23 protein-coding genes are annotated in these 26,518 nt (G+C 68.7%); 15 read left to right on the top strand and 8 right to left on the bottom strand.

All coding sequences use genetic code 11. The annotated features are described in order from the left end of the window. Positions 1 to 257 precede the first annotated feature (257 nt). Positions 258 to 1,151, top strand: a complete 894-nt coding sequence (locus ACZ5R1_RS18130) for a proline iminopeptidase-family hydrolase (RefSeq protein WP_007162563.1) — start codon at positions 258 to 260, stop codon at positions 1,149 to 1,151. Here ACZ5R1_RS18130 and ACZ5R1_RS18125 read toward each other — a convergent pair. Both ACZ5R1_RS18125 and ACZ5R1_RS18120 read right to left on the bottom strand, forming a co-directional pair. Beyond that, positions 1,148 to 2,524 (bottom strand): GTPase/DUF3482 domain-containing protein, encoded by a 1,377-nt coding sequence (locus ACZ5R1_RS18125; RefSeq protein WP_007162562.1) that lies wholly within the window; start codon positions 2,522 to 2,524, stop codon positions 1,148 to 1,150. The genes ACZ5R1_RS18130 and ACZ5R1_RS18125 overlap by 4 nt on opposite strands. Continuing rightward, complete coding sequence (locus tag ACZ5R1_RS18120; protein WP_115945820.1) at positions 2,521 to 3,909, bottom strand: DUF2868 domain-containing protein; 1,389 nt, start codon at positions 3,907 to 3,909, stop codon at positions 2,521 to 2,523. Before ACZ5R1_RS18120 ends, ACZ5R1_RS18125 begins: the two co-directional genes overlap by 4 nt. An 81-nt stretch (positions 3,910 to 3,990) precedes the next feature. On the opposite strand from ACZ5R1_RS18120, the gene ACZ5R1_RS18115 reads away from it, so the two are divergent. Both ACZ5R1_RS18115 and ACZ5R1_RS18110 read left to right on the top strand, forming a co-directional pair. After that, positions 3,991 to 4,506 carry a dihydrofolate reductase gene (locus ACZ5R1_RS18115; protein WP_074584983.1) on the top strand — a complete coding sequence of 172 codons (516 nt, stop codon included), beginning with the start codon at positions 3,991 to 3,993 and terminating at the stop codon, positions 4,504 to 4,506. Positions 4,507 to 4,618: 112 nt separating this feature from the next. Then, positions 4,619 to 5,521 carry a hypothetical protein gene (locus tag ACZ5R1_RS18110; protein WP_115945821.1) on the top strand — a complete coding sequence of 301 codons (903 nt, stop codon included), beginning with the start codon at positions 4,619 to 4,621 and terminating at the stop codon, positions 5,519 to 5,521. 117 nt (positions 5,522 to 5,638) lie between these two features. On the opposite strand, the gene ACZ5R1_RS18105 is transcribed toward ACZ5R1_RS18110, so the two are convergent. From ACZ5R1_RS18105 to ACZ5R1_RS18090, 4 genes are all read right to left on the bottom strand, one after another. Next, positions 5,639 to 6,076 (bottom strand): hypothetical protein, encoded by a 438-nt coding sequence (locus ACZ5R1_RS18105; protein WP_007162558.1) that lies wholly within the window; start codon positions 6,074 to 6,076, stop codon positions 5,639 to 5,641. Positions 6,077 to 6,397: 321 nt separating this feature from the next. Next, entirely contained in the window at positions 6,398 to 7,405 is a 1,008-nt protein-coding gene (yejK, locus tag ACZ5R1_RS18100) for a nucleoid-associated protein YejK (RefSeq protein ID WP_007162557.1), read from the bottom strand. A 78-nt stretch (positions 7,406 to 7,483) separates the two neighbouring features. Then, the gene (locus ACZ5R1_RS18095; RefSeq protein WP_115945822.1) at positions 7,484 to 8,359 is read right to left on the bottom strand and encodes a GntR family transcriptional regulator; all 876 of its coding nucleotides are present in this window, start codon (positions 8,357 to 8,359) and stop codon (positions 7,484 to 7,486) included. 90 nt (positions 8,360 to 8,449) lie between these two features. Then, positions 8,450 to 9,904, bottom strand: a complete 1,455-nt coding sequence (locus ACZ5R1_RS18090) for an amino acid permease (protein WP_115945823.1) — start codon at positions 9,902 to 9,904, stop codon at positions 8,450 to 8,452. Between the two features lie 218 nt (positions 9,905 to 10,122). Between ACZ5R1_RS18090 and ACZ5R1_RS18085 the strand changes: the two genes are divergently transcribed. Then, a complete protein-coding gene (locus ACZ5R1_RS18085) occupies positions 10,123 to 11,166 on the top strand; it encodes a GlxA family transcriptional regulator (RefSeq protein WP_181902028.1) in 1,044 nt (347 codons plus the stop codon). A 172-nt stretch (positions 11,167 to 11,338) separates the two neighbouring features. Further along, complete coding sequence (locus ACZ5R1_RS18080) at positions 11,339 to 11,494, top strand: hypothetical protein (RefSeq protein ID WP_007162553.1); 156 nt, start codon at positions 11,339 to 11,341, stop codon at positions 11,492 to 11,494. 73 nt (positions 11,495 to 11,567) lie between these two features. Here ACZ5R1_RS18080 and ACZ5R1_RS18075 read toward each other — a convergent pair whose 3' ends face one another. Further along, positions 11,568 to 12,356 (bottom strand): EamA family transporter, encoded by a 789-nt coding sequence (locus ACZ5R1_RS18075; RefSeq protein WP_464712634.1) that lies wholly within the window; start codon positions 12,354 to 12,356, stop codon positions 11,568 to 11,570. Then, positions 12,353 to 12,478, bottom strand: a complete 126-nt coding sequence (locus tag ACZ5R1_RS18070) for a hypothetical protein (RefSeq protein ID WP_464712633.1) — start codon at positions 12,476 to 12,478, stop codon at positions 12,353 to 12,355. The genes ACZ5R1_RS18075 and ACZ5R1_RS18070 overlap by 4 nt, the downstream gene beginning before the upstream one ends. A 97-nt stretch (positions 12,479 to 12,575) precedes the next feature. On the opposite strand from ACZ5R1_RS18070, the gene ACZ5R1_RS18065 reads away from it, so the two are divergent. The 10 genes from ACZ5R1_RS18065 (at position 12,576) to ACZ5R1_RS18020 (ending at position 26,511) form a co-directional block, all read left to right on the top strand. Further along, positions 12,576 to 13,436 carry a LysR family transcriptional regulator gene (locus ACZ5R1_RS18065; RefSeq protein ID WP_027601323.1) on the top strand — a complete coding sequence of 287 codons (861 nt, stop codon included), beginning with the start codon at positions 12,576 to 12,578 and terminating at the stop codon, positions 13,434 to 13,436. A gap of 166 nt (positions 13,437 to 13,602) precedes the next feature. Next, complete coding sequence (locus ACZ5R1_RS18060; RefSeq protein WP_115945824.1) at positions 13,603 to 14,793, top strand: MFS transporter; 1,191 nt, start codon at positions 13,603 to 13,605, stop codon at positions 14,791 to 14,793. Positions 14,794 to 15,031: 238 nt separating this feature from the next. Next, entirely contained in the window at positions 15,032 to 16,327 is a 1,296-nt protein-coding gene (ugpB, locus tag ACZ5R1_RS18055; RefSeq protein ID WP_464712632.1) for a sn-glycerol-3-phosphate ABC transporter substrate-binding protein UgpB, read from the top strand. A gap of 75 nt (positions 16,328 to 16,402) precedes the next feature. Then, entirely contained in the window at positions 16,403 to 17,290 is an 888-nt protein-coding gene (gene ugpA, locus ACZ5R1_RS18050) for a sn-glycerol-3-phosphate ABC transporter permease UgpA (protein WP_027599045.1), read from the top strand. Beyond that, positions 17,287 to 18,132, top strand: coding sequence for a sn-glycerol-3-phosphate ABC transporter permease UgpE (ugpE, locus tag ACZ5R1_RS18045; protein ID WP_007162547.1), 846 nt, complete (start codon positions 17,287 to 17,289; stop codon positions 18,130 to 18,132). Before ugpA ends, ugpE begins: the two co-directional genes overlap by 4 nt. Before the next feature lie 2 nt (positions 18,133 to 18,134). Beyond that, positions 18,135 to 19,217 (top strand): sn-glycerol-3-phosphate import ATP-binding protein UgpC, encoded by a 1,083-nt coding sequence (locus ACZ5R1_RS18040; protein ID WP_115945826.1) that lies wholly within the window; start codon positions 18,135 to 18,137, stop codon positions 19,215 to 19,217. Positions 19,218 to 19,411: 194 nt separating this feature from the next. Beyond that, positions 19,412 to 20,617: an exonuclease subunit SbcD gene (gene sbcD, locus ACZ5R1_RS18035; protein WP_115946170.1), complete on the top strand. Its 1,206-nt coding sequence runs from the start codon at positions 19,412 to 19,414 to the stop codon at positions 20,615 to 20,617. A 100-nt stretch (positions 20,618 to 20,717) separates the two neighbouring features. Further along, complete coding sequence (locus ACZ5R1_RS18030; RefSeq protein WP_027601316.1) at positions 20,718 to 21,557, top strand: SRPBCC family protein; 840 nt, start codon at positions 20,718 to 20,720, stop codon at positions 21,555 to 21,557. After that, complete coding sequence (locus tag ACZ5R1_RS18025; RefSeq protein ID WP_464712631.1) at positions 21,557 to 22,732, top strand: zinc-dependent alcohol dehydrogenase; 1,176 nt, start codon at positions 21,557 to 21,559, stop codon at positions 22,730 to 22,732. The genes ACZ5R1_RS18030 and ACZ5R1_RS18025 overlap by 1 nt, the downstream gene beginning before the upstream one ends. Before the next feature lie 353 nt (positions 22,733 to 23,085). Next, positions 23,086 to 26,511, top strand: coding sequence for an AAA family ATPase (locus ACZ5R1_RS18020; RefSeq protein WP_115945827.1), 3,426 nt, complete (start codon positions 23,086 to 23,088; stop codon positions 26,509 to 26,511). The last annotated feature ends 7 nt before the right edge of the window (positions 26,512 to 26,518 follow it).

Raw genomic sequence — 26,518 nt, 5'->3', positions numbered from 1 at the left:
GAGGCTGCGCCGTCATCCACCCTACGCGGGGTTTGCCCTTTCGTAGGAGGCTTATCCCTCACACCGGATTACCCCCTCTCCCGCTTGCGGGGGAGGGGGCTGTCCGGCGTGACGGGATCGAACGCCGCGAATCAGCCCGGCTGCCGATCAGAACTGCAACGCAGCCCAACGCCCCAAACCTACAACTTTTCCCAGTTATCCCCCTCCCACCCGCCCGTTAGCCTGACCCCGTTCCCATCGCGACGAGGAAGGCTTCCATGCAGGTTCAAGAAGGCTACGCCGATTTCCACGGCCATCAGACCTGGTACCGGGTCACCGGTGAACTGGCCAGCGGGCGGTTGCCGCTGGTGGTGGCCCATGGCGGTCCCGGTTGCACCCATGACTATGTCGACAGCTTCAAGGACCTGGCCGAGCGCGGCTGGCCGGTGGTGCATTACGACCAATTGGGCAACGGCCGCTCCACCCACCTGCGCGGAATAGACCCCGGCTTCTGGACGGTGGCGCTGTTTCTCGACGAGCTAGACAACCTGCTGCGCCACCTGGGTATCCGCCAGTACGTGCTGCTCGGCCAATCCTGGGGCGGGATGCTGGCCGCCGAGCACGGGGTGCGCCAGCCTGAAGGACTACGGGGGCTGGTCATCGCCAATTCGCCGGCGTCCATGGCGCTCTGGCGCGAGGCCGCGGCCGGGCTGCGGACCGAGTTGCCGGCCGAGGTGCAGGCCACCCTGGAGCGCCACGAGGCCGCCGGCACCACCGACTCGCCGGAGTACCGCGCTGCCAGTGAGGTCTTCTATGCCCGTCATGTCTGCCGCGTGCAGCCCCTGCCGGCCGAGGTGGCGCGGACCTTCGCCGCCATCGACGCCGATCCCACCGTCTATCACGCCATGAACGGCCCCACCGAATTCCATGTGATCGGCAGTCTCAGGGACTGGAGCGTGATCGAGCGGCTCGAGCGGATCCAGGTGCCGACCCTGCTGATCTCCGGGCGTCACGACGAGGCCACCCCGGCCTGCGTGGAGCCCTTCGATAGACTCATCCCGGATGCCCGCTGGCGCATCTTCGAGCATTCCAGCCACATGCCCCACGTGGAAGAACGCGAAGCCTGCATGGCCACGGTGGCGGTCTTTCTCGCCGAGCTGGAGCGCCGCTAGGCGTCCGCATCCAGGGCGGCGGCGATCTCGTCGATGCGGGTCTGGCGGTCGTCGGCCTGCAGGCGCGGGCGCGGATTGAGCGCCGACCATTCCGGATGGGCCCGGGCCACCTGCACGGCGGCGGGCAGCTTGCCCTCGCGCCAGCGCTGCTCGTCGGGGGCGGCCACCTCGATGGCGCCCTGGGCGGCATGGCCGCGGGTTTCCAGCGCCGCCAGCAATTGTCGCTGCCGGACGGCCAGCAGCCGCAGCACGGCATCGTCGATGGACAGTTCCCGTCCGCCGCGCAGCTTGCCGAACAGCCGCCGACCATAGTGGCCGCCGGTCTGCGCCAGGCCGCCGGCCAGGGCGCCCAGTACCGTGGCGGCGCCCAGGGTCAGACCGCCGGCGAGCAGGTCCAGGCCGACCCCGGCCGCGGCGCCGGCCGCCACGCCGCCGCCCAGGCGGATGCCCAGCAGGCGCAGGGTTTCCGGATTGAAGAGATCGTCGCCCCAGCGCCCGTCCAGCAGCGGCAGGTCGCTGGCGTGGGCATCGCCCGGGCGAAAGCCGAACAGCCGCAGCAGGTCTTCCACGCAGCGCTGTTCGCGGGTGCGCAGGGCGTCGCGCAACTCGGCGGTCGCGGTATTCACCTCGGCTTCGCCAGGCGCCACGCTGCGCCGCGCGGCGGCGGCGTCCACCAGCAGTTCGGCGATCAGCCGCACCCCCTGCTGATGGCGGCGGCGGGCCTGCTCGGCGTGATCGGCGATCAGTCGTTGCAGCGCCGGGCGGCCGCTTTCCAGTAGGGTCGCCAGGCTTTCGTAGAGGCGCGCCTCGCCGTCCGCCGGCGGGGCGACGCTGTCGAAGCGCACCAGGGCGTGCAGGCCGAGGCGGGCCAGGGTGGCGCGCCAATCGTCGGCGCGGTGGCCATCGGCGGCGACGAAGTTGAGCACCGGTACCAGCGGGCGACCGCAACCGGCCAGCACCGCCAGTTCGTCGCGGTACTTGGCCAGCACCGGCTCGCGGGCGTCGATCACATAGAGACCGGCATCGGAGGCGCGCAGCTGGCGAATCACCTTGGCCTCCTGCTCGAATCGCTGGCGGGCTTCCACGCTGTCGAGAAAGCGGTCGAGCAGGGTGGCGGCGTCCAGGCGTTCGCCGGGGCGCTCCAGTTGCTCGAGGTAATCGCGCAGGGCGATGGCGTCTTCCAGGCCGGGAGTGTCGTAGAGCTCCAGCAGGGCTTCGCCATCCACCGACAGCCGCGCGCCCTCGACATGGCGGGTGGTGCTGGGACGATGGGAGACCTCGCCGAAGTCGACGTCGCGGGTCAGGGTGCGCAGCAGCGAGGTCTTGCCGACATTGGTGTGACCGACCAGCGCCAGGCGCAGGGGGCCGCTCATGGATTCGTCTCCAGCCAGGCCAGTTCTTCGAGATCGCCGGTGCAGTGTGCCAGGCGCAGGGCATCCAGCGCCTGGCGCCAGTCGTCCAGGCGCACCGGATCAAGCTTGCCGCCCAGGGGCGCGGGCAACAGCCAGACGCGGGTGGCCGTGGCGCAGCGCGACAATTCGGCCAGCAGGGTCAGGGTACCGCGATCCGGCGAGCGGCGGGGATCGCAGGCGATCAGCAGGCGGCGGGCCGGATAGCGGGTCAGCTGTTCCAGCAGATGGCGCCGGCCCTGGCCGTCGTCGAGCACGCCGGCGTCACGCACGCCTTCGGGCAGCGGCGGCGGCCAGGTATGGTCGGTGAGTTCGATGCCCACCAGCAGCGCCTCGTCACCGGTGCGGGCCAGGCTCCCGGCATCCTGCTGGGGCAGCTGCGCGGGGGCGGCGTCGTTCACGCCCAGGCGTTCGCTGGTGGGCAGCAGGCGTTCGCGCAGGTGCTGGTAGCCGGGGCGCTCGACGTCCAGCCGCAGCCGTTGGCGACCGCGTCGCCAGCGCCACAGGCAGAGCAGGGTGAGCAGCAGCCGGGGCAGCAGGCCATAGACCAGCACCACGCCGAGCAGCCAGCCGGCCCAGGCCTGGCGTGCCGCGGCCAGAGGGCTGGCGGCATCGCCACTGGCGGCGATGCTGGCCGGGTCGGGCAGTGGAAAGCCCAGCAGCTGGGGCAGGGCGCCGAGCGCCTGGGTCAGCAGCACGAAGGTGTCGCTGCCGAGCAGGGTGGTCTCCCAGACGAACAGATAGCTGCGTCCGGAAAGCAGCGCCAGCAGGGTCGCCAGGGCACTGCCGAGGATCAGCAGCCAGAGGCCGTGGACCAGACCGCCCAGCGCCCAGGGCAGCAGGCGGGCGCGACCGAGCAGCCCGACCAGCGCCGGACCCAGGTGCAGGGCGCGGGCATCCCGCGCCAGGCGGCCGGAGAGCCACAGCCAGAGGCGTGCCAGCGGCGAGGCCAACTGCCGGCCACCCCCCAGCAGGCCAAGGGCCCAGACCAGCAGGCTGAGCAGGTTGAGGCCGAGCAGACTGCCCAGCGCCCAGAACACATTGACCGGACGACTACCGTCGCCCAGCGCCCCGGCGGCGAGACCCGCGCCGCAGAACAGCGCCACGATGCCCAGCAGCCAGGCGGCCAGCAGCGCGCCCTGGCGCCAGCGACGCCGTGCCGCCAGCAGACCGTCGCGCTGACCGAGCAGGCGGGCGCGCGTCACCAGTCGCGCCTCGAAGGGACCGCCGGCCGCGCGTGCCTGGCGATTGGCCTCGGCGTCTTCCAGCGGGCCGCTGTCTTCTTCGGTCAGGCGCAGGGCTTCGGTGAGCCAGAGATCCTCGAAGGCGGGAGAGGGGGTTGCGGTCACGCGTCGGCGCCCTTGCGGCAAAAACGCCGAGCATAGTCCCTGGCGCCCTGGCTGTTAACGCCTCTGTTATGCTCTGTCTCCATGAAAACCTCTCTCCCCCTGAGCCTGATCGTCGCCGTGGCCGACAACGGCGTCATCGGCATCGACAATCGTCTCCCCTGGCACCTGCCGGCGGAGCTCAAATATTTCAAGGCCGTGACCCTCGGCAAGCCGCTGGTCATGGGTCGCAAGACCTGGGACTCCCTGGGCCGCCCGCTGCCGGGTCGGCTGAATCTGGTGGTCTCCCGTCAGACTGATCTGGCGGCCGAAGGTGCCGAGGTGCGGACGTCGCTGGCCGCTGCCGTGGAGCGTGCCGAGGCCTGGGCCCGGGAACGCGAGGCCAGCGAGATCATGCTGATCGGCGGCGCCCAACTGTTCGCCGACGCCCTGCCGCTGGCCCAGCGGCTCTACCTGACCCGCGTCGCCCTGGCGCCGGACGGGGACGTGTTCTTTCCCGCCTGGAACGAGGCCGACTGGGAACTCGTCTCGCGGCAGCAGCATGCCGCCGAAGACGACCGTCCCGCCTATGCCTGCGAGGTCTGGGAGCGTCGGGCCTAGGGTCGTCGCGCCGCCCTTGCCGGGTCCGTCCGCCGCTAAGCAAAGCCTAAGGTTGCCCTGGCATAAAGGAGGCTGAGGCGAGCCGCCCGGGCGGCCGGAGGGTGCAGACGTGATGGCGATCGACAGCCAGATGCAGGCGACAACGGCAGGCACCCAACCTGCCCGTCCAGGCGCGACGGGCAATCCGACTACCTCGGCGGCCGACAGTGGCCAGACTGGTGCTGCGTCCAGTGGCAGCGCCGTCGCCGTGGACCTGTCGCCTGCCGCCCAGTTGATCGCCGGTCTGCTGCCGGGGCAATCGAACGGCAATGCCGATCTCGACGGCTTCATGCAGATTCTCCAGCAGCAGATCCGCAGCCAGGGTACCGATGCCGCCGTGCTCGGCGAGATGCCCGAGGGGGCCAGTCCCGACCGTATCCAGTTGGCGAAGCAGGCGGCCAATCACCTGCTGGTGAGCTATTACCATGACGACAGTCGCTATGCCGATGCCTCCACGCAGGATCCCTTCGCCAACCTGGACAGCAACAGCCTGGCGCGTATCGCCAGCGACGATTCCGGCACCTTCACCTCGGCTGAACGTCAGCTCGCCTATTTCGAGGGCGCGCAACGTGGCACCGATGCGGCCAATGTGGCCTTCTCCGGGCTCTCCCCGCAGGATCAGGGTGCCGCGTCCTGGAACTGGGCACCCACCGCCACGGAAGACGCCGGCATCCTCGGTACGCTGAATCCCGGCATGCCGGATTGGCAACCCAATCAGTTGAGCAGCCAGCTCATCGATAGCCTGAGCCCCAGCGGCGTGGCGACCGCTGCCGCTCAGGAAACCGCCCAGCTATCGGCGCCGACCTTCAACGTCAGCACCGGTGCCGATGGTGCACCCCAGTGGACGGTGCTGACTACGGACGGACAGGGCGCAGGGGCAAACACCGCGCTGGATGGCAGTATCCTCACCCAGATGACCGGCACGACAGCCGCGCCGGCGCTGTCGCTCTATCGCCAGATCGCCGCGTTCGGGTGAGTAGGGTTGTTGGGCTCAGGTCTGCCTGTTGGGCTTCGACGATGAAGCTGTCTCAGTCCAACCTCCGGGGCGGTAGGTTGGGCTGAGCGCCAGCGAAGCCCAACATCGTGGCGTCGCTCAGATCGCCCGCAGCTTCTTCGCCGGCAGGTAGTCGCGATGAACGCGCTCTTCCACCAGGTACAGCCAGCAGGGACCTTCCACCTGGGGAAAGAGGCGCACTTCCTGGATGCTGCTGGGCTTGGGTTCGCCATTGCCGACCTGCACGGCCACGCTCTGGCCGAGGCGGAAGCGCGGCACCACGCCGGCGTCCACCACGCTCTGCTCGGCCTTGGTGGCCGGGCGGCCCAGGTACTCGCCCAGGTCCACCGGACCGGAGGGGCCTTCGGCCACGGTGTCCACATGGAAACTGTAGGCAGTGGCCAGGCCTTCGTCGCCACCGTGGATCTCGCCCTGCTTGATGCGCGACACGGCCTGGTCGAGGGCGGCGTCGAGCGTCAGTTCGTTGTTCGATTGCAGGGTGATGACGATGCGGCGTTCGAAGGGGTACTGGCTCATGATTTCGACTTTTTCGGCAGAGAGGGAAAAGAAGGGACATCTTGTGCCCCCTTTGGCCGGCCGCTGTCCAGCCGGGGGCGCCCGATCGGTGACCGCGTTTGCAACCCCGGGTGTCCAGGGGCCAGGCGGTCGCTAGGTTCTGTACCAAAAAGCGCCGAGCGAAGGTCAGGCGAGGCCTAGGCGGCCCCGCGAAAAAGGCTGAGGAAGCGGATCGGACTCGCGCTCGAGTTTACGAGCGGTAAATGAGCATTCCGATCGGACTGGCGATCCAGGCCTTTTTCAACGAAGCATCACCGAGCGCAGGCATTTTTCGTACAGAACCTAGTCCTTGCGCCGCTTGAGCTGGTCCTTCAGTTGGGTCGGCACCTCGCGAATGATCAGCACATCCTGGCCTTCGTCGTATTCGATGCGCGAGCCCAGCAGGTGCGCCTCGAAGCTGATCGACAGTCCCTCGGCGCGGCCGGTGAAGCGGCGGAATTGGTTGAGGGTGCGCTTGTCCGCCGGGATCTCCGGCGCCAGGCCGTAATCCTTGTTGCGGATGTAGTCGTAGAAGGCGCGTGGCGCCTCGTCGTCCATCAACTCGGAGAGGGCGTCCAGGGCCATGGGCTCACCGCGCTTGGCCTGGCTGCTGGCGTAGTCCACCAGGGTGTCGGTCTTTTCCTTGGCGGCCTCTTCCGGCAGGTCCTCGCTCTCCACATAGTCGCTGAAGGCCTTGAGCAGGGTACGGGTCTCGCCTTTGGCGTCGACGCCTTCCTGGCAACCGATGAAGTCGCGGAAGTAGTCCGAGACCTTCTTGCCGCCCTTGCCACGGATAAAGGAGATGTACTGGCGCGACTGCTTGTTGTTGCGCCACTCGGACAGGTTGATGCGCGCCGCCAGGTGCAGCTGGCCCAGGTCCAGGTGCTTGGCCGGCGCCACTTCCAGCTTTTCGGTGACGGTCACCCCCTCGCTGTGGTGCAGCAGGGCGATGCTCAGGTAGTCGGTCATGCCCTGCTGGTACTGGGCGAACAGCACATGGCCGCCGGTGGAGAGGTTGCTGCTCTCCATCAGGCCCTTGAGGTGCTCCACCGCCTGGCGACTGAAGGCGACGAAATCCTGTTCGCCTTCCAGATAGGCATGCAGCCAGCCACTGAAGGGATAGGCGCCGGATTCCTCGTGGAACAGGCCCCAGGCCTTGTTGGGCTTGGCGTTGTAGCTGTCGTTGAGATCGGCCAGCAGATTCTCGATGGCCTGGGAGTCGGCCAGTTCGGCGTCCCGCGCGTGCAGGGTCGCGGGCTGGCCGTCGGGCTTCTTGTCGATCAGATGGACGATGGCGTGACGGATCGGCATGGCGGACTCGGGTAACGGGAAAAGTCGGCCAGTCTAACGCTCCCGCGTCCTGACGGGCAGGCCCCTGGCGCCGCAGGCTCAGCGCGCCGGCGCCGTCTGCTTTTCCTGCAGCGCATTGCCCAGGTGCCGGGTCATGAAGACCGCGGCCTCTTCACGGCGGTCCACCAGCAGCAGATCGATCAGCTGCAAGTGCTCCTGGCAGCGGCGCTGGGCCTGCTCGCGATCCACCGACTTCTGGTATTCGATCAGCCGGCGCAGGCGATTGAGCCGGCGCAGCGCATCGAGGATGAAGGCATTGCCCGAGCAGCGGGCGATGGTCTCGTGCAGGCGGGTGTTGGCGTCGAAGATCTCCGCCGGCGAAGCCTCGAACACCCGGCCCGCGGCCAGCAGCGCCTGCTCGTCGCGGCAGCGCCGCAAGGCCTCGGCATCCAGGGTGAAGTCGGCTTCACGGATGCCGGCCGGTTCCAGCAGCAGGCGAAAGCGGTAGCTCTGGGCATAGGCATCGGGCGAGGTGAGGCCTTCGACGAAACTCCAGCCGTAGCCCGGCAGGCGCTCGGCCCAGCCTTCCTGGACGATGCGCCTCAAGATGTCGGCCAGTTGCCCGCGGGTGACCTGGTAGCGGCGGATCAGCTCGTTTTCCGTGACCTTGAGCGGCAACTCGCCCTCGATGCGATCGCGGGCGATGGTCAGGTACAGCCGCTCGCTGGCGGAGACCTCCTCGCGCGCCTGGGGCGTGGCGTTCAGGGCCGCGGCGGCCACGGCGAAGCCGCCCTCGGGATGCCGCGCCAGCAGGCTCCGGTCGGCCATCTGCTGCAGGGCGCTGCGCACCGGCGAACGCGACACCCGCAGGCGTTCGGCCAGGGCGCGCTCGGGCAGTCGGGTGCCCACCGCCAGCTGGTGCGAGGCGATGTAGGTGAGGATGTCGGGAATCAGTTGGGAGGCGAGGGTGCCCATGGCAGCGCTGGCGAATCGACCGTAAAGGCCAGGATGCTAGCACGGGACCCGCCGGGCGCAGCCGGCGCGGCGGGTTTCGCGGAGGGTCGTTCAGTCGCCGCTCGGGCTGACGTCCATGTCCCTGAGCTTCACCAGGCGGCTGCGGTGCTTTACGCGATAGCCGAGCCAGACGGCGAGAAACAGCGGCAGGCTGATATAGGTGGCGGCCAGACCCAGCCAGTCCACGCCGTTCGGTCCGAACAGGGCGGCATAGTTCTGCCCCAGGGTGATCACCAGGCAGAGGGCGAAGGCCAGCAGCGGTCCGAAGGGAAACAGCTTGGCGCGATAGGGCAGGTCTTCCAGGCGGCGACCCTGGGCCAGGTAGCCCTGGCGGAAGCGATAGTGGGATACGGCGATGCCCAGCCAGGCGATGAAGCCGCACATGCCCGAGGTGTTGAGCAGCCAGCCATAGAGCGCCTTGTCGCCCACCAGGGAGGTGAAGAAGCACAGGGCGCCCACCGCGGTGGTGGCGAGCAGAGCGTTGCGCGGCACGCCATTGCGCGCGACGCGGGCGAACAGGCGCGGCGCCTTGCCCTGTTCGGCCAGGCTGTGCAGCATCCGCGTCGAGGCATACATGCCCGAGGTGCCGGCGGAGAGCACCGCCGAAAGGATCACCGCGTTCATCAGGCTGGCGGCGAAGGCCAGGCCGGCGCGCTCGAACAGCAGGGTGAACGGCGAGACGGAGACGTCGGTGGCGTCGTTCTGCAGGAGTCGCGGATCGGTGTAGGGGATCAGCATGCCGATGACGAAGATCGCCAGCACATAGAACATCAGGATGCGCCAGAACACCTGGCGGATGGCGATGGGCACGTTCTTGCGCGGATTTTCCGATTCACCGGCGGCGATGCCGATCAGCTCGGTGCCCTGGAAGGAGAAGCCGGCGATCATGGCTACCCCGACCATGGCCTGCAGACCGCCGACGAAGGGCGCCTCGCCCTGGGTGAAGACGGTCAGCCCCGGCGGCTCGATGCCGCTGAAGATGCCGAGGATGGCGGCCAGGCCCAGGCCGATGAAGACCACCACGGTGGTCACCTTGATCAGCGCGAACCAGAATTCGCTCTCGCCGAAGCCGCGCACCGATACCGCATTGAGCAGGAACATCAGGCCGAGAAACAGCGCGCTCCAGAGCAGCCCCGGCACCTCGGGAAACCAGAAGCCCATCACCAGCTGCGCCGCCACCAGCTCGGCGGCGATGGTCACCGCCCAGTTGTACCAGTAGTTCCAGCCAAGGGCGAAGCCGAAGCCGTCTTCGACGAAACGACTGCCATAGATGGAGAAGGAACCCGACACCGGCTGGTAGGCGGCCATCTCGCCGAGACTGGTCATGAGGAAATAGACCATCAGGCCGATCAGCGCATAGGCCGCCAGGGCGCCGCCCGGACCGGCGGTGGCCACGGTGGCGCCGGAGGCGACGAACAGGCCGGTGCCGATGGAGCCGCCGATGGCGATCATGTTGAGGTGACGGGGCTTGAGCCGGCGCTGCAGACTCGGAGAGGCGGTGGACATGGGGTTTCCAGCTGGCAGTTGAAGGGGCCGGACGTTGGCTCTGGCGGCCATTCACGGTCATGGGGCGCAGGGCGGTGCACCCACCGGCTGCGGCGACCTGCACGGGCAGGTGGCAAAAAAGCGGCGAAGCTTAGCAGGCTAAGGGCGTCAGGTGGGATGGCGGTCGTCGGTGCGCCGCTGTCGCAGTCCGATCATCGCCGGGCCGCGCTTCGGCTAGCATGGCCCAGGGTCCCAGCAGGCAGCGTAGCGTGATCGATTCCAGAACCTTTGGCAGCGGTATCCAGGGCAAGAACTACCTGCAATTGCAGTCGATGCGACCGCGGCCGGAATTTTCCCGGCTGGTCGGCTTCATCCTGCTCGATCACTTTTCCCTGCCGTCCTTTACCCAGGCGCTGGATACCCTGGTCACCGCCAACCTGCTGGCCGCCGGCACCTTCGCCACCCGCACCTACAGCCCGACCGGCGCCGAGGTACTCAGTGACCTCGGCATCGTCATCCGCCCGGACGGCGACTACCGTGCGGCGGAGGGCGCCCGCTTCGACCTGCTGGTGGTCTGCGGCGGCCTGCGGACGCCGCTGGAACTGGATCCACGGCTCAAGGCGCTGCTGCTGCGCGTGGCCCGGCAGCAGGTGACCCTCTGCGGCCTGTGGAACGGCGCCTGGCAACTGGGCCAGGCCGGGCTGCTGGACGGCTATCGCTGCGCCATCCATCCCGAACAGCGCAGCGCCTTCAGCGAACGGGTGCGCGGGTGCAAGACCTCGGCGGAAAGCCATGTGCTGGATCGCGATCGGCTCACCGCGGCCAGTCCCAGCGGCGCCTTCCACCTCTTTCTCGAATGGATCGGCGCCCAGTGCGGGAGCGCCCTGGCCGATGGCCTGGTTAACATCCTGGCCTTCGAGGAATCGCGCTTTCGCCAGGTCAATCCGACGCTCAAGGTGCAGATGACCCCGCCGCTGCGCGAGGTGGTGACCCTGATGGAGGCCAACATCGAGGAGCCCCTCACCATCGAGCAGCTGTGCGACTACGCCGGTCGCTCGCGGCGCCAGGTCGAGCGACTGTTTCGCGAACAGCTCGATACCGCGCCCATGCGCTATTACCTGGAGTTGCGCATCACCGAGGGGCGCCGCCTACTGCAGCATTCCACCCTGTCGGTGCTGGAGGTGGCGGTGGCCTGCGGCTTCACCTCGGTCACCCACTTCAGCAAGAGGTATTCGGCCTACTTCGGCTATCCGCCGTCCAAGGAGCGGCGGCTCAAATACTAGGCTGCAGCAGGCCCGCATCACGCGCGCGGAGCGGCCGGAAGGGCCCGCCTCAGAGCGTTTCGTCGGCGTACCGGAACGGCTCCGCGCCGTCTCGCTCGAAACTTCACCCCGGGCATCTCGGCCTGCGTGCTGCGGCGAAGGGGCTGACTGTCCTATCGAGCGAGGAAATGCCATGACCGATCCACGTAACGTCGCCCACGACAAGAAAGTGCAGCAGGAAAAGAAGCATCAGGGCGAGGACATCGCACCCGATGCCGAGCACGCGCCGCAACCGGGCAAGAAACCCGCGCTCAAGGACCACGACGAACAGGCCGACGACAAGGCCTGATCGCCCGCCGGCCTCGCCACACGAGGCCTTCGCCGATGCTGACGACCGTCGGCATCGCACCCTCCTCAGAGAGTCACCCGCCCAGCGCCGGCTCCGGTTGCCGGGTCCGCTCCGCCGCATTCAGGCACAGCAATCCCGCCAGGGCGAACAGCAGGCCGAGCAGCATGCCCGGCGCCAGGGGTTCGTCGAAGCAGGCCCAGGCCCAGAGCAGTGCCACCGGCGGACTCAGGTAGAGCGCGCCACTCACCGCCTGCGGGCTGCCCTGACGCAGGCACAGCCAGTAGAGGCCGAAGCCGAGCAGGGTCGGGATCAGCAGCCAGAGCACCGCCAGGGCGAAGCCGAGGGTCAGCGGTGGCGTCAGCGGGCCTTCCACCCCGGCCACCCCCAGCATCACCAGACTGCTGGCCGCGAGCTGGATGAACAGCTGCGTCCGCAGCGCCAGTCGACTCGGCGGCAGGCGACTCTGCACCAGGGTCGCCAGCGCCAGGGCCAGGGCACTGCCCAGGGGCAAGGCATAGGCCCAGGCGGGGGCCACGCCCAAACCCAGTCCCGCGCCGGTGGCCAGCAGGACGCCCGTCAGGCCCAGGCCCAGGCCGAGCCACTGGCGGCCGTTGGTGCGCTGGCCCGGCAGCAGGCAGCAGCCCAGCGCCACCAGCAGCGGCGACAGATCCGACAGCAGCGCCGCCAGCCCGGGTGAGACGCCCAGTTCGATGGCCTTGGCCGCCGGTCCTACCGCGCCGGCAAAGGCCAGCACGCCGATGCCCGCCTGCTGACCGATGATCTTCAGCGGCAAGCGCCGCACCTCGGCCCAGGCGAAGGGCAGCAGCAGGAGGGCGGCCAGCAGCAGGCGCCAGCAGGTCACCAGCAGGTCACCAGCAGGGTAGGGGCCTGGTCCGCGGCATAGCGATAGCCGACGAAACCGGCGCTCCAGCAGAGCACCAGGGCGAGTTGGCGCAGCAGGGGGGAAGACAGGATGGCAGGCATGAGCGGACTCCAGCTGACGGGATGCCTTGAGCCTGGCCTAGGGTGGTAATACACTCAAACGACATTATCGGTAGCTATGGTTCGATAAAAACGCATCATGCCCGCTCCCCTCGATATCGATGTCCTGCGTACCTTCCACACCATCGTGCGGCTGGGACAGTTTCGCGCCGCCTCGCTGCAGCTCAATCGCAGCCCCTCGGCGGTGAGCAGCCAGATCCGCCGGCTGGAAGAGCAGACCGGCGGCCGGCTGTTCGAGCGCGACAACCAGGCCGTGACCCTGACCCCGCTCGGACGCCGCGTGCTGCTGGAGACCGCCGACCTGTTGCAGACCCATGACCGCATCCTCGCCGGTCTCACCGGCCAGCCGGTGGTGGGGGAGGTGCGCCTGGGCGTGGCCGAGGACTATGCCGCGCGCCTGCTCAAGGCCGTCTTGCCGCGCTTGCAGGGCGAGCATCCCGGAATCGTCCTGGAGGTGCTCACCGGCAACAGCAGCCAATTGCGGCGCTGGCTCGGCCAGGGCCTGCTGGACCTGGCGCTGCTGGTGGGACCGCCCCGCACCGACCGGGCGGACGGCCAGAGATTCGGCCATACCCAGCCGGTGTGGGTCGCCGGTCCCGGGCTGCAACTGAGCGCGGAGGCCAGCGTGCCCCTGGCGCTGCACGGCGAGGGCTGCAGCTATCGCGAACTGGGCATCGACCTGCTGATCCGCCAGGGCCGGCGCTGGCATGCGGTGGTGACCAGCGCCGCCTCTTCGGCGCTGGAAGCGGCGGTCGAACTGGGGCAGGCGGTGGCTATCACCGACCGGGCACGCATGACCCCGCCGATGCGCGAACTGACGCCGGAAGAAGGCTTTCCCGCGTTGCCGGTGCACGAGTTGCGACTGGCCTCGCCACCGGGCGAGCGCAGCCCCGCCTGCGCCTCTCTGGCCGGGCTGATCGCCGAGGATTTCCGCATCTAGCCCGGCGGCCCGGCGTTTGACCGGGCCCTGGCCCAGCCACTAAGGTGGCCGCCTTGCCGCTCGACCCCTGGGCCTGCGCTCCCACCTCCGGCATGCGCGCCCCCTGTCCGCACGTCCGGTCCGCTACCGCCGCTCCTGTCCGCTGTTCTGGAATGTTTCGCCTGTCATGACTGCCTCACCCGCCATCCCCCGTCTCATCTATCTGCTGGCCCTGACCATCTTCGCGCTGACCACCGCCGAATTCATGGTGGCCGGCATGATGCCGGCGCTGGCCGCCGATCTCGGTGTCTCCCTCGGCCAGATCGGCTATCTGATCTCCTGGTATGCCCTGGGCATGGCCCTGGGCGGCCCGCCGCTGACCCTGTTGCTGCTGGCCCTGCGCCTGGCGGAAAAGTCGGCACTGCTGTGGCTGCTGGCACTCTATCTGGTCGGCGCCGTGGTGGCCGCGCTGGCGGTCAGCTATCCGGTGATGGCGGCGGGGAGGGTGCTCATGGGCATCGCCAGCTCCGCCAGCATCGGCCTCTGTCTGACCCTGGGCTCCAACCTGGTCACGCCGGATCGCCGCGGCCGGGCGGCCTCGCTGATCCTGTCCGGACTCATGCTGGCGCCGGTGTTCGGGGTGCCGGGTACGGTACTGATCGAGCAACTGGCCGGCTGGCGCGCCAGCTTCTGGGCGGTCGCCCTGCTGGCGGCCTGCTGCACCCTGCTGGTCGGCCTCTGCGTGCCGCGGGCGCCGGCGCGCGCGGCCGGGCAGTTGGGCGGGGAGCTGCGGACCCTGGTCAGTGGCAGACTCTGGGCGGCCTACCTCACCAGCGGCCTGATCATCGGCGCGACCTTTGCCGGCTTCAGCTACTTCTCGCCCATCCTCATCCAGGTGACGGGTTTCGCGGCCACCACCATTCCCTGGCTGCTGATGGGATATGGCCTCGCCAACGTGCTGGGCAATCTGCTGGTGGGGCGCCTGGCCGATCGCTACACCCTCAAGGTGCAGGGCGTCGGTCTGGCGGTGCTGGCGCTGGGCTTCGCCCTCTTCGTCAGCTGCGCCGACAGCGCCGCCGCCAGCCTGCTGGCCCTGGCGCTGATCGGCCTGACCGGGGTGGCGCTCAACCCGGCCATGGTCGCCCGGGTCATGGCCGCGGCGACCCCGGGTCCGTTGGTCAACACCCTGCACACCTCGGTGATCACCGCGGGCCTGGCGGTGGGCGCCTGGGCCGGCGGCGCGGCCATCGATGCCGGTCAGGGCCTGCGCGCACCCCTGTGGATCGGTCTGGGCATGGCGCTGCTGGGCGTGCTGAGCCTGGTGCCCAGCCTGGTGCAGCGACTGGCGCTGGCGTCATCCCCAGCGGGTCGCTGCTAGTACCTGGCAGCTGGGGCGACCTGGTCGCGTCGGGCTGCCACCGCGCGCGCCCGGGTTTCGTCGCTGAATGGCTCTACGGCGCACCTTTCGGCGGGATTGCGTGTGCGGCCTTCACTGTAGCCTGACTGTCATCTTTCCCTGGCATGTTGCCTTCCGAACACGGGAGGCGCGTTTTCGCGCTTTCGATTCCTGGACCTTCGACAAGGGCGGTACGGACATGCAGGCTTCGCTTCGTGGTATGACGTTGGGTGTGGTACTCGGGCTGCTGAGTGGTGGCCCGGTATGGGCGGCGACGCCCATTCCCTTCTGGCATTCGATGGATGCGGAGCTTGGCAAGGAGGTCGACTCCCTGGCGCAGCGCTTCAACCAGACGCACCCGGAATTCCAGGTGCAGCCGGTGTACAAGGGCAACTACGAGCAGAATCTGGCGGCTGGCATCGCCGCCTTCCGGACCGGCAAGCCGCCGGCCATCCTGCAGGTCTACGAAGTGGGCACCGCGACCATGATGGCGTCCAACGCCATCGAGCCGGTCTACCAGGTGTTCAAGGATGCGGGCGTGAAGCTGGATGAAGCGGGCTTCGTACCCACCGTCGCCAGCTACTACAGCGACGCCAAGACCGGTCAACTGCTGTCCATGCCGTTCAACAGCTCCACCCCGGTGCTCTACTACAACAAGGCGGCCTTCAAGCAGGCCGGCCTCGATCCGGAAGCGCCACCCAAGACCTGGAAGGAGCTCGCCGACGACAGCGCCAAGCTGCGCGCCGCTGGCCTGAAGTGCGGCTATACCAGCGGCTGGCAGAGCTGGGTCCAGCTGGAAAACTTCAGCGCCTGGAACGGCCTGCCCTTCGCCAGCCAGGACAACGGTTATCTGGGCAGCGATGCCGTGCTGGAGTTCAACCAGGCGCCGCAGGTCAGGCACATCGCCCTGTTGCAGACGATGGGCAAGCGCGGCGACTTCACCTACGTCGGTCGCAAGGACGAACCCACGGAGAAGTTCTACAACGGCGACTGCGCCATGCTGACCACCTCGTCCGGCTCGCTGGCCAACATCCGCCACTACGCCAAGTTCGACTTCGGTGTGGCCATGATGCCCTATGACGGCGACCTCAAGAGCGCTCCCCAGAACGCCATCATCGGCGGCGCCAGCCTCTGGGTGTTCAAGGGCCAGGATGCGGCGGTGAAGCGCGGCGTGGCCGAATTCCTCGCCTTCCTGGCGCAGCCGGAGATCGCCGCCGAATGGCACCAGCTGACCGGCTACCTGCCGATCACCAAGGCGGCCTACGACCTGACCCGCGAGCAGGGCTTCTATACCAAGAATCCGGGGGCCGACATCGCCACCCGGCAGATGCTGAACAAGCCGCCGCTGGCCTTCACCAAGGGCCTGCGCCTGGGCAACATGCCGCAGATCCGCGCGGTGATCGACGAAGAGCTGGAAAGCGTCTGGACCGGCAAGCAGGCTCCGCAGCAGGCGCTGGATGCCGCCGTGCAGCGCGGCAACGTGCTGTTGCGCCGCTTCGAGAAATCCACCCAGTAAGCCTGGGATCCGCCCTGGCGGCGCCGGCCGATGACTGCCGGCGCCGTTCCTCTTTTCGCGACGATGCGTGCGCCCATGTCCACATCCCGTCAGGTCTTTCCCTCCGGCTGGCTTCCCTATGCGCTGCTGGCACCCCAGCTGGCAATCACCGCCGTGTTCTTTCTCTGGCCCGCCGGCAAGACGCTCTGGTATTCGCTGCAGAGCGTCGATCCCTTCGGCCTGTCCAGCCAGTTCGTCGGCCTCGACAACTTCCGTCAGCTATTCCAGGACCCGCTGTATCTGGCCTCCTTCTGGACCACCCTGACCTTCAGCGCCCTGGTGACCGGCTGCGGCCTGCTGGTGTCCCTGGTGCTGGCGGCGCTGGTCGACCTGGTGGTGCGCGGCAGTCGGGTCTACCAGACCCTGCTGCTGCTGCCCTATGCGGTGGCGCCGGCCATCGCCGCGGTGCTGTGGATCTTTCTGTTCAACCCCGGTCTCGGTCTGCTTACCCTGCTGCTGGAGCGCTACGGCTATCACTGGAACCACGCCCAGAACGCCGGCCAGGCGATGTTCCTGGTGGTGCTCGCCTCGGTGTGGAAGCAGATCAGCTACAACTTCCTGTTCTTCTTCGCGGCGCTGCAAGCCATCCCGCGCTCGCTGCTGGAGGCAGCCGCCATCGACGGCGCCGGGCCGCTGCGCCGCTTCCTGCAGCTGTCGCTGCCGCTGATCGCGCCGGTCAGCTTCTTCCTGCTGGTGGTCAACCTGGTCTACGCCTTCTTCGACACCTTTCCGGTGATCGACGCCGCCACCGGCGGCGGTCCGGTGCAGGCCACCACCACGCTGATCTACAAGATCTACCGCGAGGGCTACACCGGGCTCGACCTCTCCGCCTCTGCTGCCCAGTCGGTGGTGCTGATGCTGCTGGTCATCGTGCTCACCGTGGTGCAGTTCCGCTACGTCGAACGCCGGGTACGCTATCAATGATCGAGAATCGCCGCGGACTGACGCTGCTGTGCCACCTGATGCTGGTGCTGGGCATCGGCGTCATCCTCTTTCCACTCTATGTGGCCTTCGTGGCCGCCACCCTCGATGACCGGGCGGTGTTCGCCACGCCCATGAGCCTGATCCCGGGGCGCCATCTTTGGGACAACCTCAGCCTGATCTGGACCCAGGGCGTGGGCAACAGCACCGCGCCGTTCTGGCGGTTGCTGCTCAACAGCTTCCTGATGGCGCTGGGCATCACCCTGGGCAAGCTGTCGGTGTCCATCCTCTCGGCCTTCGCCATCGTCTGGTTTCGCTTTCCACTGCGCACCCTGGCCTTCTGGCTGATCTTCATCACCCTGATGCTGCCGGTGGAGGTGCGCATCTTTCCCACCGTGGACACCATCGGCCATTTGGGAATGATGGACAGCTACGCCGGCCTGACCCTGCCGCTGATGGCCTCGGCGACCGCCACCTTCCTGTTCCGCCAGTTCTTCCTGACGCTGCCCGACGAGTTGCTGGAAGCGGCGCGCATCGATGGCGCCTCGCCGATGCGCTTCTTTCGCGACATCGTCCTGCCGCTGTCGCGGACCAACCTGGCGGCGCTGTTCGTCATCACCTTCATCTACGGCTGGAATCAGTACCTCTGGCCGCTGCTGATCGTCAGCAACCCCGATCTTGGCACCGCCGTGGCCGGCATTCGCGGCATGCTCTCGCTCGGCGAGCGGGCGCCGCAGTGGAACCAGGTGATGGCGGCCATGCTGCTCACCCTGATCCCACCGGTGGCGGTGGTGCTGGTCATGCAACGCGCCTTCGTGCGCGGTCTGGTGGATAGCGAAAAGTAACCATGGCAAACCTCGAACTCAGGGCCGTCTCCAAGAGCTGGAACGGCAAGACCCAGGTCATCCAGCCGCTTGATCTTCAGGTGGCGGATGGCGAATTCATCGTGCTGGTGGGCCCTTCGGGCTGTGGCAAGTCCACCCTGCTGCGGCTGGTGGCCGGGCTGGAGCGGGTCAGCGCCGGCAGCATCCACATCGGCGGGCGTGACGTCACCGCGCTGGAACCCAAGGCGCGCGGCATCGCCATGGTGTTCCAGAACTATGCGCTCTATCCGCACATGAGCGTGGCTGAGAATCTGGCCTGGGGCCTCAAGATCGCCGGTCTCGGCCGCGCCGAGATCGTCACCCGGGTCAAGGAGGCGGCGCGCATCCTGGAACTGGATGGCCTGCTCGAACGACGACCGCGGGAGCTGTCCGGCGGCCAGCGCCAACGGGTGGCCATGGGCCGCGCCCTGGTGCGCGATCCGGCGGTGTTTTTGTTCGACGAGCCGCTGTCCAACCTGGACGCCAAGCTGCGGGTGCAGATGCGCCTGGAGTTGCAGCAGCTGCACCAGCGACTCGCGACCACCAGCCTCTATGTGACCCACGACCAGGTGGAGGCCATGACCCTGGCCCAGCGGGTGGTGGTGATGCAAGCAGGGGTGGTCGAACAGCTCGGCACCCCGGTGGAGGTCTACGAACGCCCGGCGACGCGCTTCGTCGCCAGCTTCATCGGCAGTCCGGCGATGAATCTGCTGGACGGCCAGGTCGACGCTGCGGGCAGTCACTGCGACGTGCCGGGCGGTCTGCGGCTGCCCCTCGGGCCGGGCTATCGCCACCTGGCCGGACGCCCGGTCTGCCTGGGCATCCGGCCCGAGCACCTGCAACCCTGCAGCGACCCCGAGCAGGGGCTGCCGCTGGTGGTCCGCACCCTGGAGATCCTCGGCGCCGACAACCTGGCCCATGGGCGCTGGGGCGAGCAGGGGCTGGTGGTGCGCCTGCCGCATCAGCAGCGGCCGGCGCCGGGCCACGTCCTGCAGCTGCGCGCGCCGCAGGAGCACCTGCATCTGTTCGATGCCGCCTCCGGTCAGCGTCTAGAGCCGCGGTACTAGGCATCAGGCACTGGGCACGCCGGTCCGGTCGGGGCGCGGGGCGGTTTCCCTCCGGCGCCCCGGAGAGGATACTGCGCCCTTTGCCGCGCTGACCGCCGATACCCATGGAAAACCTCCCGCTGTTCGATCTGCCCGCCGCCCCCGAGGAAAAACCCAAGCCCAGGCGCGCCCGCAAGGCTTCGCCCGCCAGCGGCCTGCGCCTGCTGCACACCTCCGACTGGCACCTGGGGCAGCATTTCCTCGGGCGCACCCGCGAGGCCGAGCATCGCGCCTTTCTCGCCTGGCTGGTCGACCAGGTGGCGGAGCAGGAGGTGGACGTGGTGCTGGTGGCGGGAGACATCTTCGACACCGCCACGCCGCCGAGCTACGCCCGCGAGCTGTACAACGGCTTCATCGTCGCCCTGCGCGCTACCGGCGCCAGCCTGGTGGTGCTCGGCGGCAACCATGATTCCGCCGCGGTGCTGGCCGAGTCCCGCGAATTGCTGGCCTGCCTGGACACCCGGGTGATCCCCTGCGTCAGCGCGACGCCAGCCGACCAGCTGCTGGAACTGCGTCGCCGCGACGGCGAGCTCGGCGCGCTGCTCTGCGGCATTCCCTTCGTGCGGCCGCGTGACGTGCTGCAGAGCCAGGCCGGGCAGAGCGCCGATGACAAGCGCCAGGCGCTGCAGCAGGCCATCCAGGGCCACTACGCCGAGCTCTACGCCCTGGCCGAGGCGCGCCGCGCGGAACTGGGCGCGACGCTGCCGATCATCGCCACCGGCCACCTGACCACCGTGGGCGCCAGCGCCAGCGAGTCGGTGCGGGAGATCTATGTCGGCAGTCTCGACGCCTTTCCCACCAGCGCCTTTCCGCCGGCGGACTACATCGCCCTCGGCCATATCCACCGACCCCAGCGGGTCGGCGGCCTGGAGCAGGTGCGCTACAGCGGCTCGCCGCTGTGCCTGAGTTTCGACGAGCAGCGGGACAAGGAAGTCCTGCTGGTGGAGTTCGGCAGTGCCCTGGAGCGGATCACGCCCCTGGCGGTGCCCTGTTTCCAGCCGCTGGCCGTGGTGCAGGGCAGCCTCGACACCCTGGGCGCGGCTCTGATCGAGGCGGCCGCCGATGGCAGTCCCGCGTGCCCGGTGTGGGCCGAGGTGGTGGTGGCCGGTGACGACTACCTGGCCGATCTGCAGCCGCGCATCTCGGCACTGGTGGCCGACCTGCCCCTGGAAGTGTTGCGGGTAAGGCGTGCGCGCAGCCTGGTAGCGCCTACCCTGCAGGGCAATCCGCGCGAGACCCTGGAGGAGCTCAGTCCGCTGGACGTCTTCAGCCAGCGCCTGGCCGCCGAGACCCTGGATGACGAGCTGCGCAGTCGTCTGGAAAACCTTTACCGCGAGGTTCTCGGCGAGTTGCCGGCCTGATCGCAGCGAAACGCTTCCATCGGACCAGCTTTTTCGTCCGGAACAAGGCCCGTTTGCCCGGGGTCACCCTCTCTATGTAGCCCATACTGGAGGAGACCCCATGCACGACCTATCGCAACCCCTCGCTGCCACGCGCCATGAGCGCACCGACAACCAGGTACCCAATGTCCAGGGCACCGAACGCCTGGTGTCCCTGCTGGGCGGCGGCCTGCTGATCCTTGGCGGTCTGCGCCGTGGCGGCCTGACCGGCTGTGTGAAGCTGGCGCTGGGCGCCATGGCCCTCAGCCGTGGGGTGCGCCAGCGGTGCGAGCTCAAGGCCGCCTTGCAGCCTTCGCCCTTCGAGCAGGCCCTGGCCGAGCGCTGGGGCTGGCGCAATCCCACCGCCATCCAGCGTAGCGTCACCATCGCCAAGCCGCGTGAAGAGGTGTTCGCCTATTGCACCGACCTGCAGCACCTGCGCGAGCTGCTGCCCTTCGTCGACCGCATCGAGCTGGGCGCCGATGGCGACAGCCACTGGCATGCCTCCGGTCCCCTGGGGCGCACCCTGAGCTGGACCCTGGAGCAGAGCGAGCGTCGCGAAAACGAATTCCTGCTGTGGAGCACCGTGCCCGGCACGGTCATGGCGCACAAGGCCAGTCTGACCTTCAGCGACGCGCCCCAGGGCCGCGGCACCCTGGTTCAGGCGGTACTGGCCTGCGAAGCCCCGGCCGGCCTGCTCGGCCATGCGGTCACCGAAGGCATCAGCCGCTTCACCGGCAAGGCGGTCAACCTGGGTCTGCGGCGCCTCAAGCAGCAACTGGAGACCGGCGAGATCGCCACCCCCGAGGTCACCCGCAGCGGTCGACCCCTGGCACCCCCCCATCCGCCGGTGAGCCGTCCGGCCGACGAACCCCAGGCCGACCTCGACGCCGGCCTGGGCACCCAAGCGAGGACCGAATGATGCGCGCCCTGACCTGGCAAGCCCCCAACCGTCTGCAGGTGGAAACCGTCCCGGATCCGGAGATCCTCAACCCGCGTGACGCCATCGTGCGCGTCATCATGTCCTCGGTATGCGGCTCGGACCTGCACCTGCTGGGCGGCTACGTCCCGGCGATGAAACCGGGCGACATCATCGGCCACGAATTCCTCGCCGAGATCGTCGAACTGGGCAGCGGCCTGCGCAATCAGGGCCTGGCCATCGGCGACCGGGTGGTGACGGTCTCCATCCTCGGCTGCGGTGACTGCGAGCACTGCCAGCGCGAAGACTACAACTGCTGCGACAACAGCAATCCCAAGCTCGAGCTGACCGAACTGGCCTATGGGCAGCCCTGCACCGGCATCTTCGGCTACAGCCACGCCTTCGGTGGCTATGCCGGCAGCCATGCCACCTATGTGCGGGTGCCCTATGCCGACGTCAATCTGTTCAAGGTGCCCGACGGGGTCAGCGACGCCCAGGCGGTGTTCGTTTCCGACGCCGTGCCCACCGGCTACTACGCCGCCGACATCGCCGACATCCAGCCCGGCGACACCGTGGCGGTCTGGGGCTGCGGCGGGGTCGGGCAGATGGCCATTCGCAGCGCCTACCTGCTGGGCGCCGAACGGGTCATCGCCATCGACCGCTTCAGCGATCGCCTGCAACTGGCGGCCGAGAAAGCCGGCGCCATCGTCCTCGACTACGAGACCACCAACATCCATGAGGCGCTGCTGGAGCTAACCGGTGGCCGAGGTCCGGATCGCTGCATCGACTGCGTCGGCATGGAGGCCCATGGCACCCAGGTCGACTACGCCTACGACAAGACCAAGCAGCTGCTGCGCCTGCACACCGAGCGCGGTTCGGCGCTGCGCCAGGCCATCCGCGCCTGTCGCAAGGGTGGCACGGTCTCGGTGATCGGGGTCTATGGCGGGGTGATCGACAAATTCCCCATGGGCGCCATCGTCAACAAGGCCCTGACCCTGAGATCGGGCCAGCAGCCGGGCCAGCGCTATGTGGAGCGGCTGTTCGAACACATCCAGAAGGGCGAACTGGATCCGTCCTATCTGCTCACCCATCCGATGAGCCTGGAAGAGTCGCCCTATGGCTACGACCTGTTCAAGTCCAAGGACAAGAACTGCATGAGGGCGGTATTCATGCCGTGAGGGGTCGCCCGGTGATCTAAGGGCTCACCGGGCTTTCCAGCACCTAGACCAGCCAGGTCGCCAGCGGCTGCCACAGCGCGGCGACCTTGTGGCCGCCACTGCAGCTGACCAGCGCCAGGGTGCCCAGGCCGACCAGCAGGGGCATGCCGAGAAAATCTAAGGGAGACAGGGGCGAGCGCACGACGAATCCTCCCGGGATACGTGGTTGCAGAGCGATACCTTGCAGTTGAGAGCAGAGGCCGGAGCAAGTTCAGCGGTGGGCACGACCACAGGTCGAGTGGTCGGTTGGCATGGGCGAGCGCGCCCAACAATGCCAGAATCGGCGGTTCGCCGAGTCGTCCTGGAAAAGCCCGATGAAGATCCTCACCCTGCGCCTGAAGAACCTCAATTCCCTCAAGGGTGAGTGGAAGATCGACTTCACCGCCGAACCCTTCGCCAGTAGCGGCCTGTTCGCCATCACCGGGCCGACCGGGGCGGGCAAGACCACCTTGCTGGACGCCATCTGCCTGGCGCTCTATCACCGCACGCCGCGCATGAGCAAGGTGGGCGGAGAGAGCAACGAACTCATGACCCGTCACACCGGCGACTGCCTCGCCGAGGTGGAATTCGCCGTGCGTGGCGAGCGCTATCGGGCCTTCTGGAGCCAGAGACGCGCCCGCGACCGCGCCGATGGCGCCCTGCAGCCGCCCAAGGTGGAACTGGCCAGGCTCGACGGCAGCATCCTCGCCGAAAAGACCGGCGACAAGCTCAGACTCACCGAAGAACTCACCGGCCTCGACTTCGAGCGCTTCACCCGTTCCATGCTCTTGGCCCAGGGGGGCTTCGCCGCCTTCCTGGAAGCCAGCGCCAGCCAGCGCGCCGAATTGCTGGAAGAGCTGACCGGGACCGCGGTGTACGGGCAGATCTCCCAGCGGGTGTTCGAACGCGCGCGCGAGGCCAAGGGCGTGCTGGAGGGCCTGCGCCAACGCGTCGCCGGGGTCGAGGTGCTGGATGACGAACGCCGTCAGGCACTGGCCGCCGAAGGCACCAGCCTGGCGCAGCGCGAAGAACGCTTGGGCGCGGACCTCAAGACCTGGCAGGTCCAGCGCCAGTGGCTGAGCGCCCTGGAGCAGGCGACGGCGGGCGAGCAGCAGACCGCCACCCGGCTGGCTGCGGCGCAGCAGGCCTGGGACGCCGCCGAGCCGCAGCGCCAACGGCTGGCCGCGGCCGAGCCGGCGGCGCGGCTGCTGCCCATCGAACAGGCCTGGCGTGAGGCCGCGGCGCGCGAACAGCGCAGCCGGGACGAACTGGCCCAGCTCGACCAGCGGATCCAGACCCTGGCCAGCCGCCGCGACGCCGCCCTGGCCCAGGCCCTGGGTGCCAGTGGCGAACAGCTGCGCCAGGCCGAGGCGGAGCAGGCGCAGGCGCTGGATGAACAACAGCGCCTGGAGCAGAGTCTGGCCGAGCGGACCCGCCATGCCGAACTCGGCGAGCGCCTGGGCGACTGGCGCAGCCAGCTGGCCCTGCGCGACGAAAGAGCCGAGGCCCTGGCGCGCCTGACGCGCCGCCAGGAGGAACAGACCCGTCAGCTGCAGCTGCTGGCCGAGGAACGCGAGGCCCAGCAGGGGGCGCTGACCCGTGCGCAGGCGCAGGCCGCCCAGGCCCAGACGGCGGAGCAGGCCCAGAACGAACGCTGGCAGGCCGCACTGGACGGCCGCGATGAAAAGGCCTGGCGCGCCCTCTGGCAGGCGGCGCTGGGACGGGTCAACGAGGTGGACCAGCTGGACCAACTGGTCGAGCGTCGGCGTCAGCTGCAGGCCCAGCTGGAGCGCCTGGCGCGCAGCCAGGGTGAACGCCAGCGCCAGCATGGCGAGCATCAGGTGCGCCTGGAGGCCCTGCGTGGACGCTATCGCGAAGTCGCCCAGCAGGTGCGCGAGCGCGAGAAGCTGCTCGAACAGGAAAGGGTCATCCGCAGCCTGGAAGCCCAGCGCGCCGAGTTGCAGCCCGACGAACCCTGTCCGCTGTGCGGCTCCCGCGAACACCCTGCGGTGGCCGACTATGCCGCCCTGGACGTCTCCGCCACCCAGACCGCCCTGCAGGACGCCAAGGCCGAGCTGGAGCGCCTGACCCAGGAAGGCAAGGACCTCAGCGAAGCCCTGGCGGCGCTCAAGGCGCAACTCGATCAGGCCAACGAGCAGCAGACCGAGGCCAGTCAGCAGCTGGACCAGTTGGGCGAACTCTGGCGCCAGCGTTGCACGGCCCTGGGCGCCGATCCCGAGGCGCCCGGTGCCATCGCCGAATTGCGCCGCCGGCAGGATCAGGAACTGGCGCGCATCCAGCAGGTGCTCGCCACCCTCGATGGCCTGCGTCAGCAGGGCGAGGAGGGGCGCAACGAAGCCCAGCGCCTGGCGCGTCAGCAGGCCGATGCCGAACAGCGCCTGGCGCTGGCCGAGGCCGCCTGGGAGCGGGCGCGCCTGGCGCTGGCCGAAGGTGCCGAGGAGCTGCGTCAGGCCCAGGCACAACAGGCCAGGGCCGAGCGGCAGCTGGGCGAGGAACTGGCTGGCTGGGGCCATGAGGTCCCCGGTCGTGCCGGCGAATGGCTGGCCCAGCGCGACCAGGAGTGGCGGCTCTGGCAGGCCGACAGCCAGCGCGCTCAGGCCTTGCAGCAGCTGCACAAGGAGCTCGCCCAGCGCCTGGCCATCCTGGCCCCGCTGGTCGCGACCTGGCGCCAGCGCGCCGGCGAGGTCACCCCCGCCCCGGTAGCGCCGGAGGCCGCTACGGCCGTGCTCGCCGAGGCGACCGCGACCTGGGAAGACTGCCGCGAGCAGGGTGCGGCGCTGCAGGGCACGCACCAGGCGCTGCACGAGCGGCTGGCGGGTGAGGTGCAGCTGGCCCGCGAAGCCGGCGAGCGCTGGCAGGCCGCCCTGGCCGCCAGTGCCTTCGCCGATGCCGACTCCTGGCGCGCCGCACAGCTGGACGACCACCAGCACAGCGCCCTGACCGCGGAGCGCACCCGCCTCGAGACCGCCCTGACCGAAGCCCGCGCCCTGGCAGGGGCCGCGCGGGAGCGGCACGCCGCCCTGACTGCCGAGCCGCTCACCGAGCGCAGTGCCGCCGAGCTGGATGCCGAACTGGCCGCCGCCGGCGCCGAATTGCGCGCCCTGGGTCAGCGCCAGGGCGAGGTCAATGCCGCCCTGCGCGAAGACGAACGGCGGCGGGACGGCCTGCAGGCGCTGCTCGGCGAGATCGCCGCCCAGGAGCGCGATCACGATCTCTGGCAGCATCTCAACGGCCTGATCGGCTCGGCGGATGGCGCCAAGTTCCGCAAGTTCGCCCAGGGCCTGACCCTGGATCACCTGGTGCACCTGGCCAATGGTCAGCTGATGCGCCTGCACGGTCGCTATCGACTCTTCCGGCGCCAGGCCGCCGAACTGGAGTTGCAGATCCTCGACACCTGGCAGGCCGATGCCCTGCGTGACATCCGCACCCTCTCCGGCGGCGAGAGCTTCCTGGTGAGCCTGGCTCTGGCGCTGGCCCTGTCAGATCTGGTCAGCCAGCGCACCGGCATCGATTCGCTGTTTCTCGACGAAGGCTTCGGCACCCTGGATGGCGAGACCCTGGAGGTCGCCCTGGATGCCCTCGACCAGCTCAATGCCAGTGGCAAGACCATCGGCATCATCAGCCACGTGGAGGCCCTCAAGGAGCGCATCCCGGTGCAGCTCAAGGTGCGCAAGGGCGTCGGCCTTGGCCATAGCGGCCTGGAGCGGCGCTATGCGGTGGAGAAAAACGCTACCGAGTGAGTAATTT

The organism is Pseudomonas sp. Pso3, assembly GCF_055393275.1.
Note: the sequence above shows the minus strand (reverse complement) of the source record. Positions and strands in the feature narration are given on the sequence as shown.

Coding starts and splice junctions, on each gene's coding strand:
- ACZ5R1_RS18130 (WP_007162563.1), top strand. CDS start 258: ATGCAGGTTCAAGAAGGCTACGCCGATTTCCACGGCCATCAGACCTGG.
- ACZ5R1_RS18125 (WP_007162562.1), bottom strand. CDS start 2,524: ATGAGCGGCCCCCTGCGCCTGGCGCTGGTCGGTCACACCAATGTCGGC.
- ACZ5R1_RS18115 (WP_074584983.1), top strand. CDS start 3,991: ATGAAAACCTCTCTCCCCCTGAGCCTGATCGTCGCCGTGGCCGACAAC.
- ACZ5R1_RS18110 (WP_115945821.1), top strand. CDS start 4,619: ATGGCGATCGACAGCCAGATGCAGGCGACAACGGCAGGCACCCAACCT.
- ACZ5R1_RS18105 (WP_007162558.1), bottom strand. CDS start 6,076: ATGAGCCAGTACCCCTTCGAACGCCGCATCGTCATCACCCTGCAATCG.
- yejK (WP_007162557.1), bottom strand. CDS start 7,405: ATGCCGATCCGTCACGCCATCGTCCATCTGATCGACAAGAAGCCCGAC.
- ACZ5R1_RS18095 (WP_115945822.1), bottom strand. CDS start 8,359: ATGGGCACCCTCGCCTCCCAACTGATTCCCGACATCCTCACCTACATC.
- ACZ5R1_RS18090 (WP_115945823.1), bottom strand. CDS start 9,904: ATGTCCACCGCCTCTCCGAGTCTGCAGCGCCGGCTCAAGCCCCGTCAC.
- ACZ5R1_RS18085 (WP_181902028.1), top strand. CDS start 10,123: ATGGCCCAGGGTCCCAGCAGGCAGCGTAGCGTGATCGATTCCAGAACC.
- ACZ5R1_RS18080 (WP_007162553.1), top strand. CDS start 11,339: ATGACCGATCCACGTAACGTCGCCCACGACAAGAAAGTGCAGCAGGAA.
- ACZ5R1_RS18070 (WP_464712633.1), bottom strand. CDS start 12,478: ATGCCTGCCATCCTGTCTTCCCCCCTGCTGCGCCAACTCGCCCTGGTG.
- ACZ5R1_RS18065 (WP_027601323.1), top strand. CDS start 12,576: ATGCCCGCTCCCCTCGATATCGATGTCCTGCGTACCTTCCACACCATC.
- ACZ5R1_RS18060 (WP_115945824.1), top strand. CDS start 13,603: ATGACTGCCTCACCCGCCATCCCCCGTCTCATCTATCTGCTGGCCCTG.
- ugpB (WP_464712632.1), top strand. CDS start 15,032: ATGACGTTGGGTGTGGTACTCGGGCTGCTGAGTGGTGGCCCGGTATGG.
- ugpA (WP_027599045.1), top strand. CDS start 16,403: ATGTCCACATCCCGTCAGGTCTTTCCCTCCGGCTGGCTTCCCTATGCG.
- ugpE (WP_007162547.1), top strand. CDS start 17,287: ATGATCGAGAATCGCCGCGGACTGACGCTGCTGTGCCACCTGATGCTG.
- ACZ5R1_RS18040 (WP_115945826.1), top strand. CDS start 18,135: ATGGCAAACCTCGAACTCAGGGCCGTCTCCAAGAGCTGGAACGGCAAG.
- ACZ5R1_RS18030 (WP_027601316.1), top strand. CDS start 20,718: ATGCACGACCTATCGCAACCCCTCGCTGCCACGCGCCATGAGCGCACC.
- ACZ5R1_RS18025 (WP_464712631.1), top strand. CDS start 21,557: ATGCGCGCCCTGACCTGGCAAGCCCCCAACCGTCTGCAGGTGGAAACC.
- ACZ5R1_RS18020 (WP_115945827.1), top strand. CDS start 23,086: ATGAAGATCCTCACCCTGCGCCTGAAGAACCTCAATTCCCTCAAGGGT.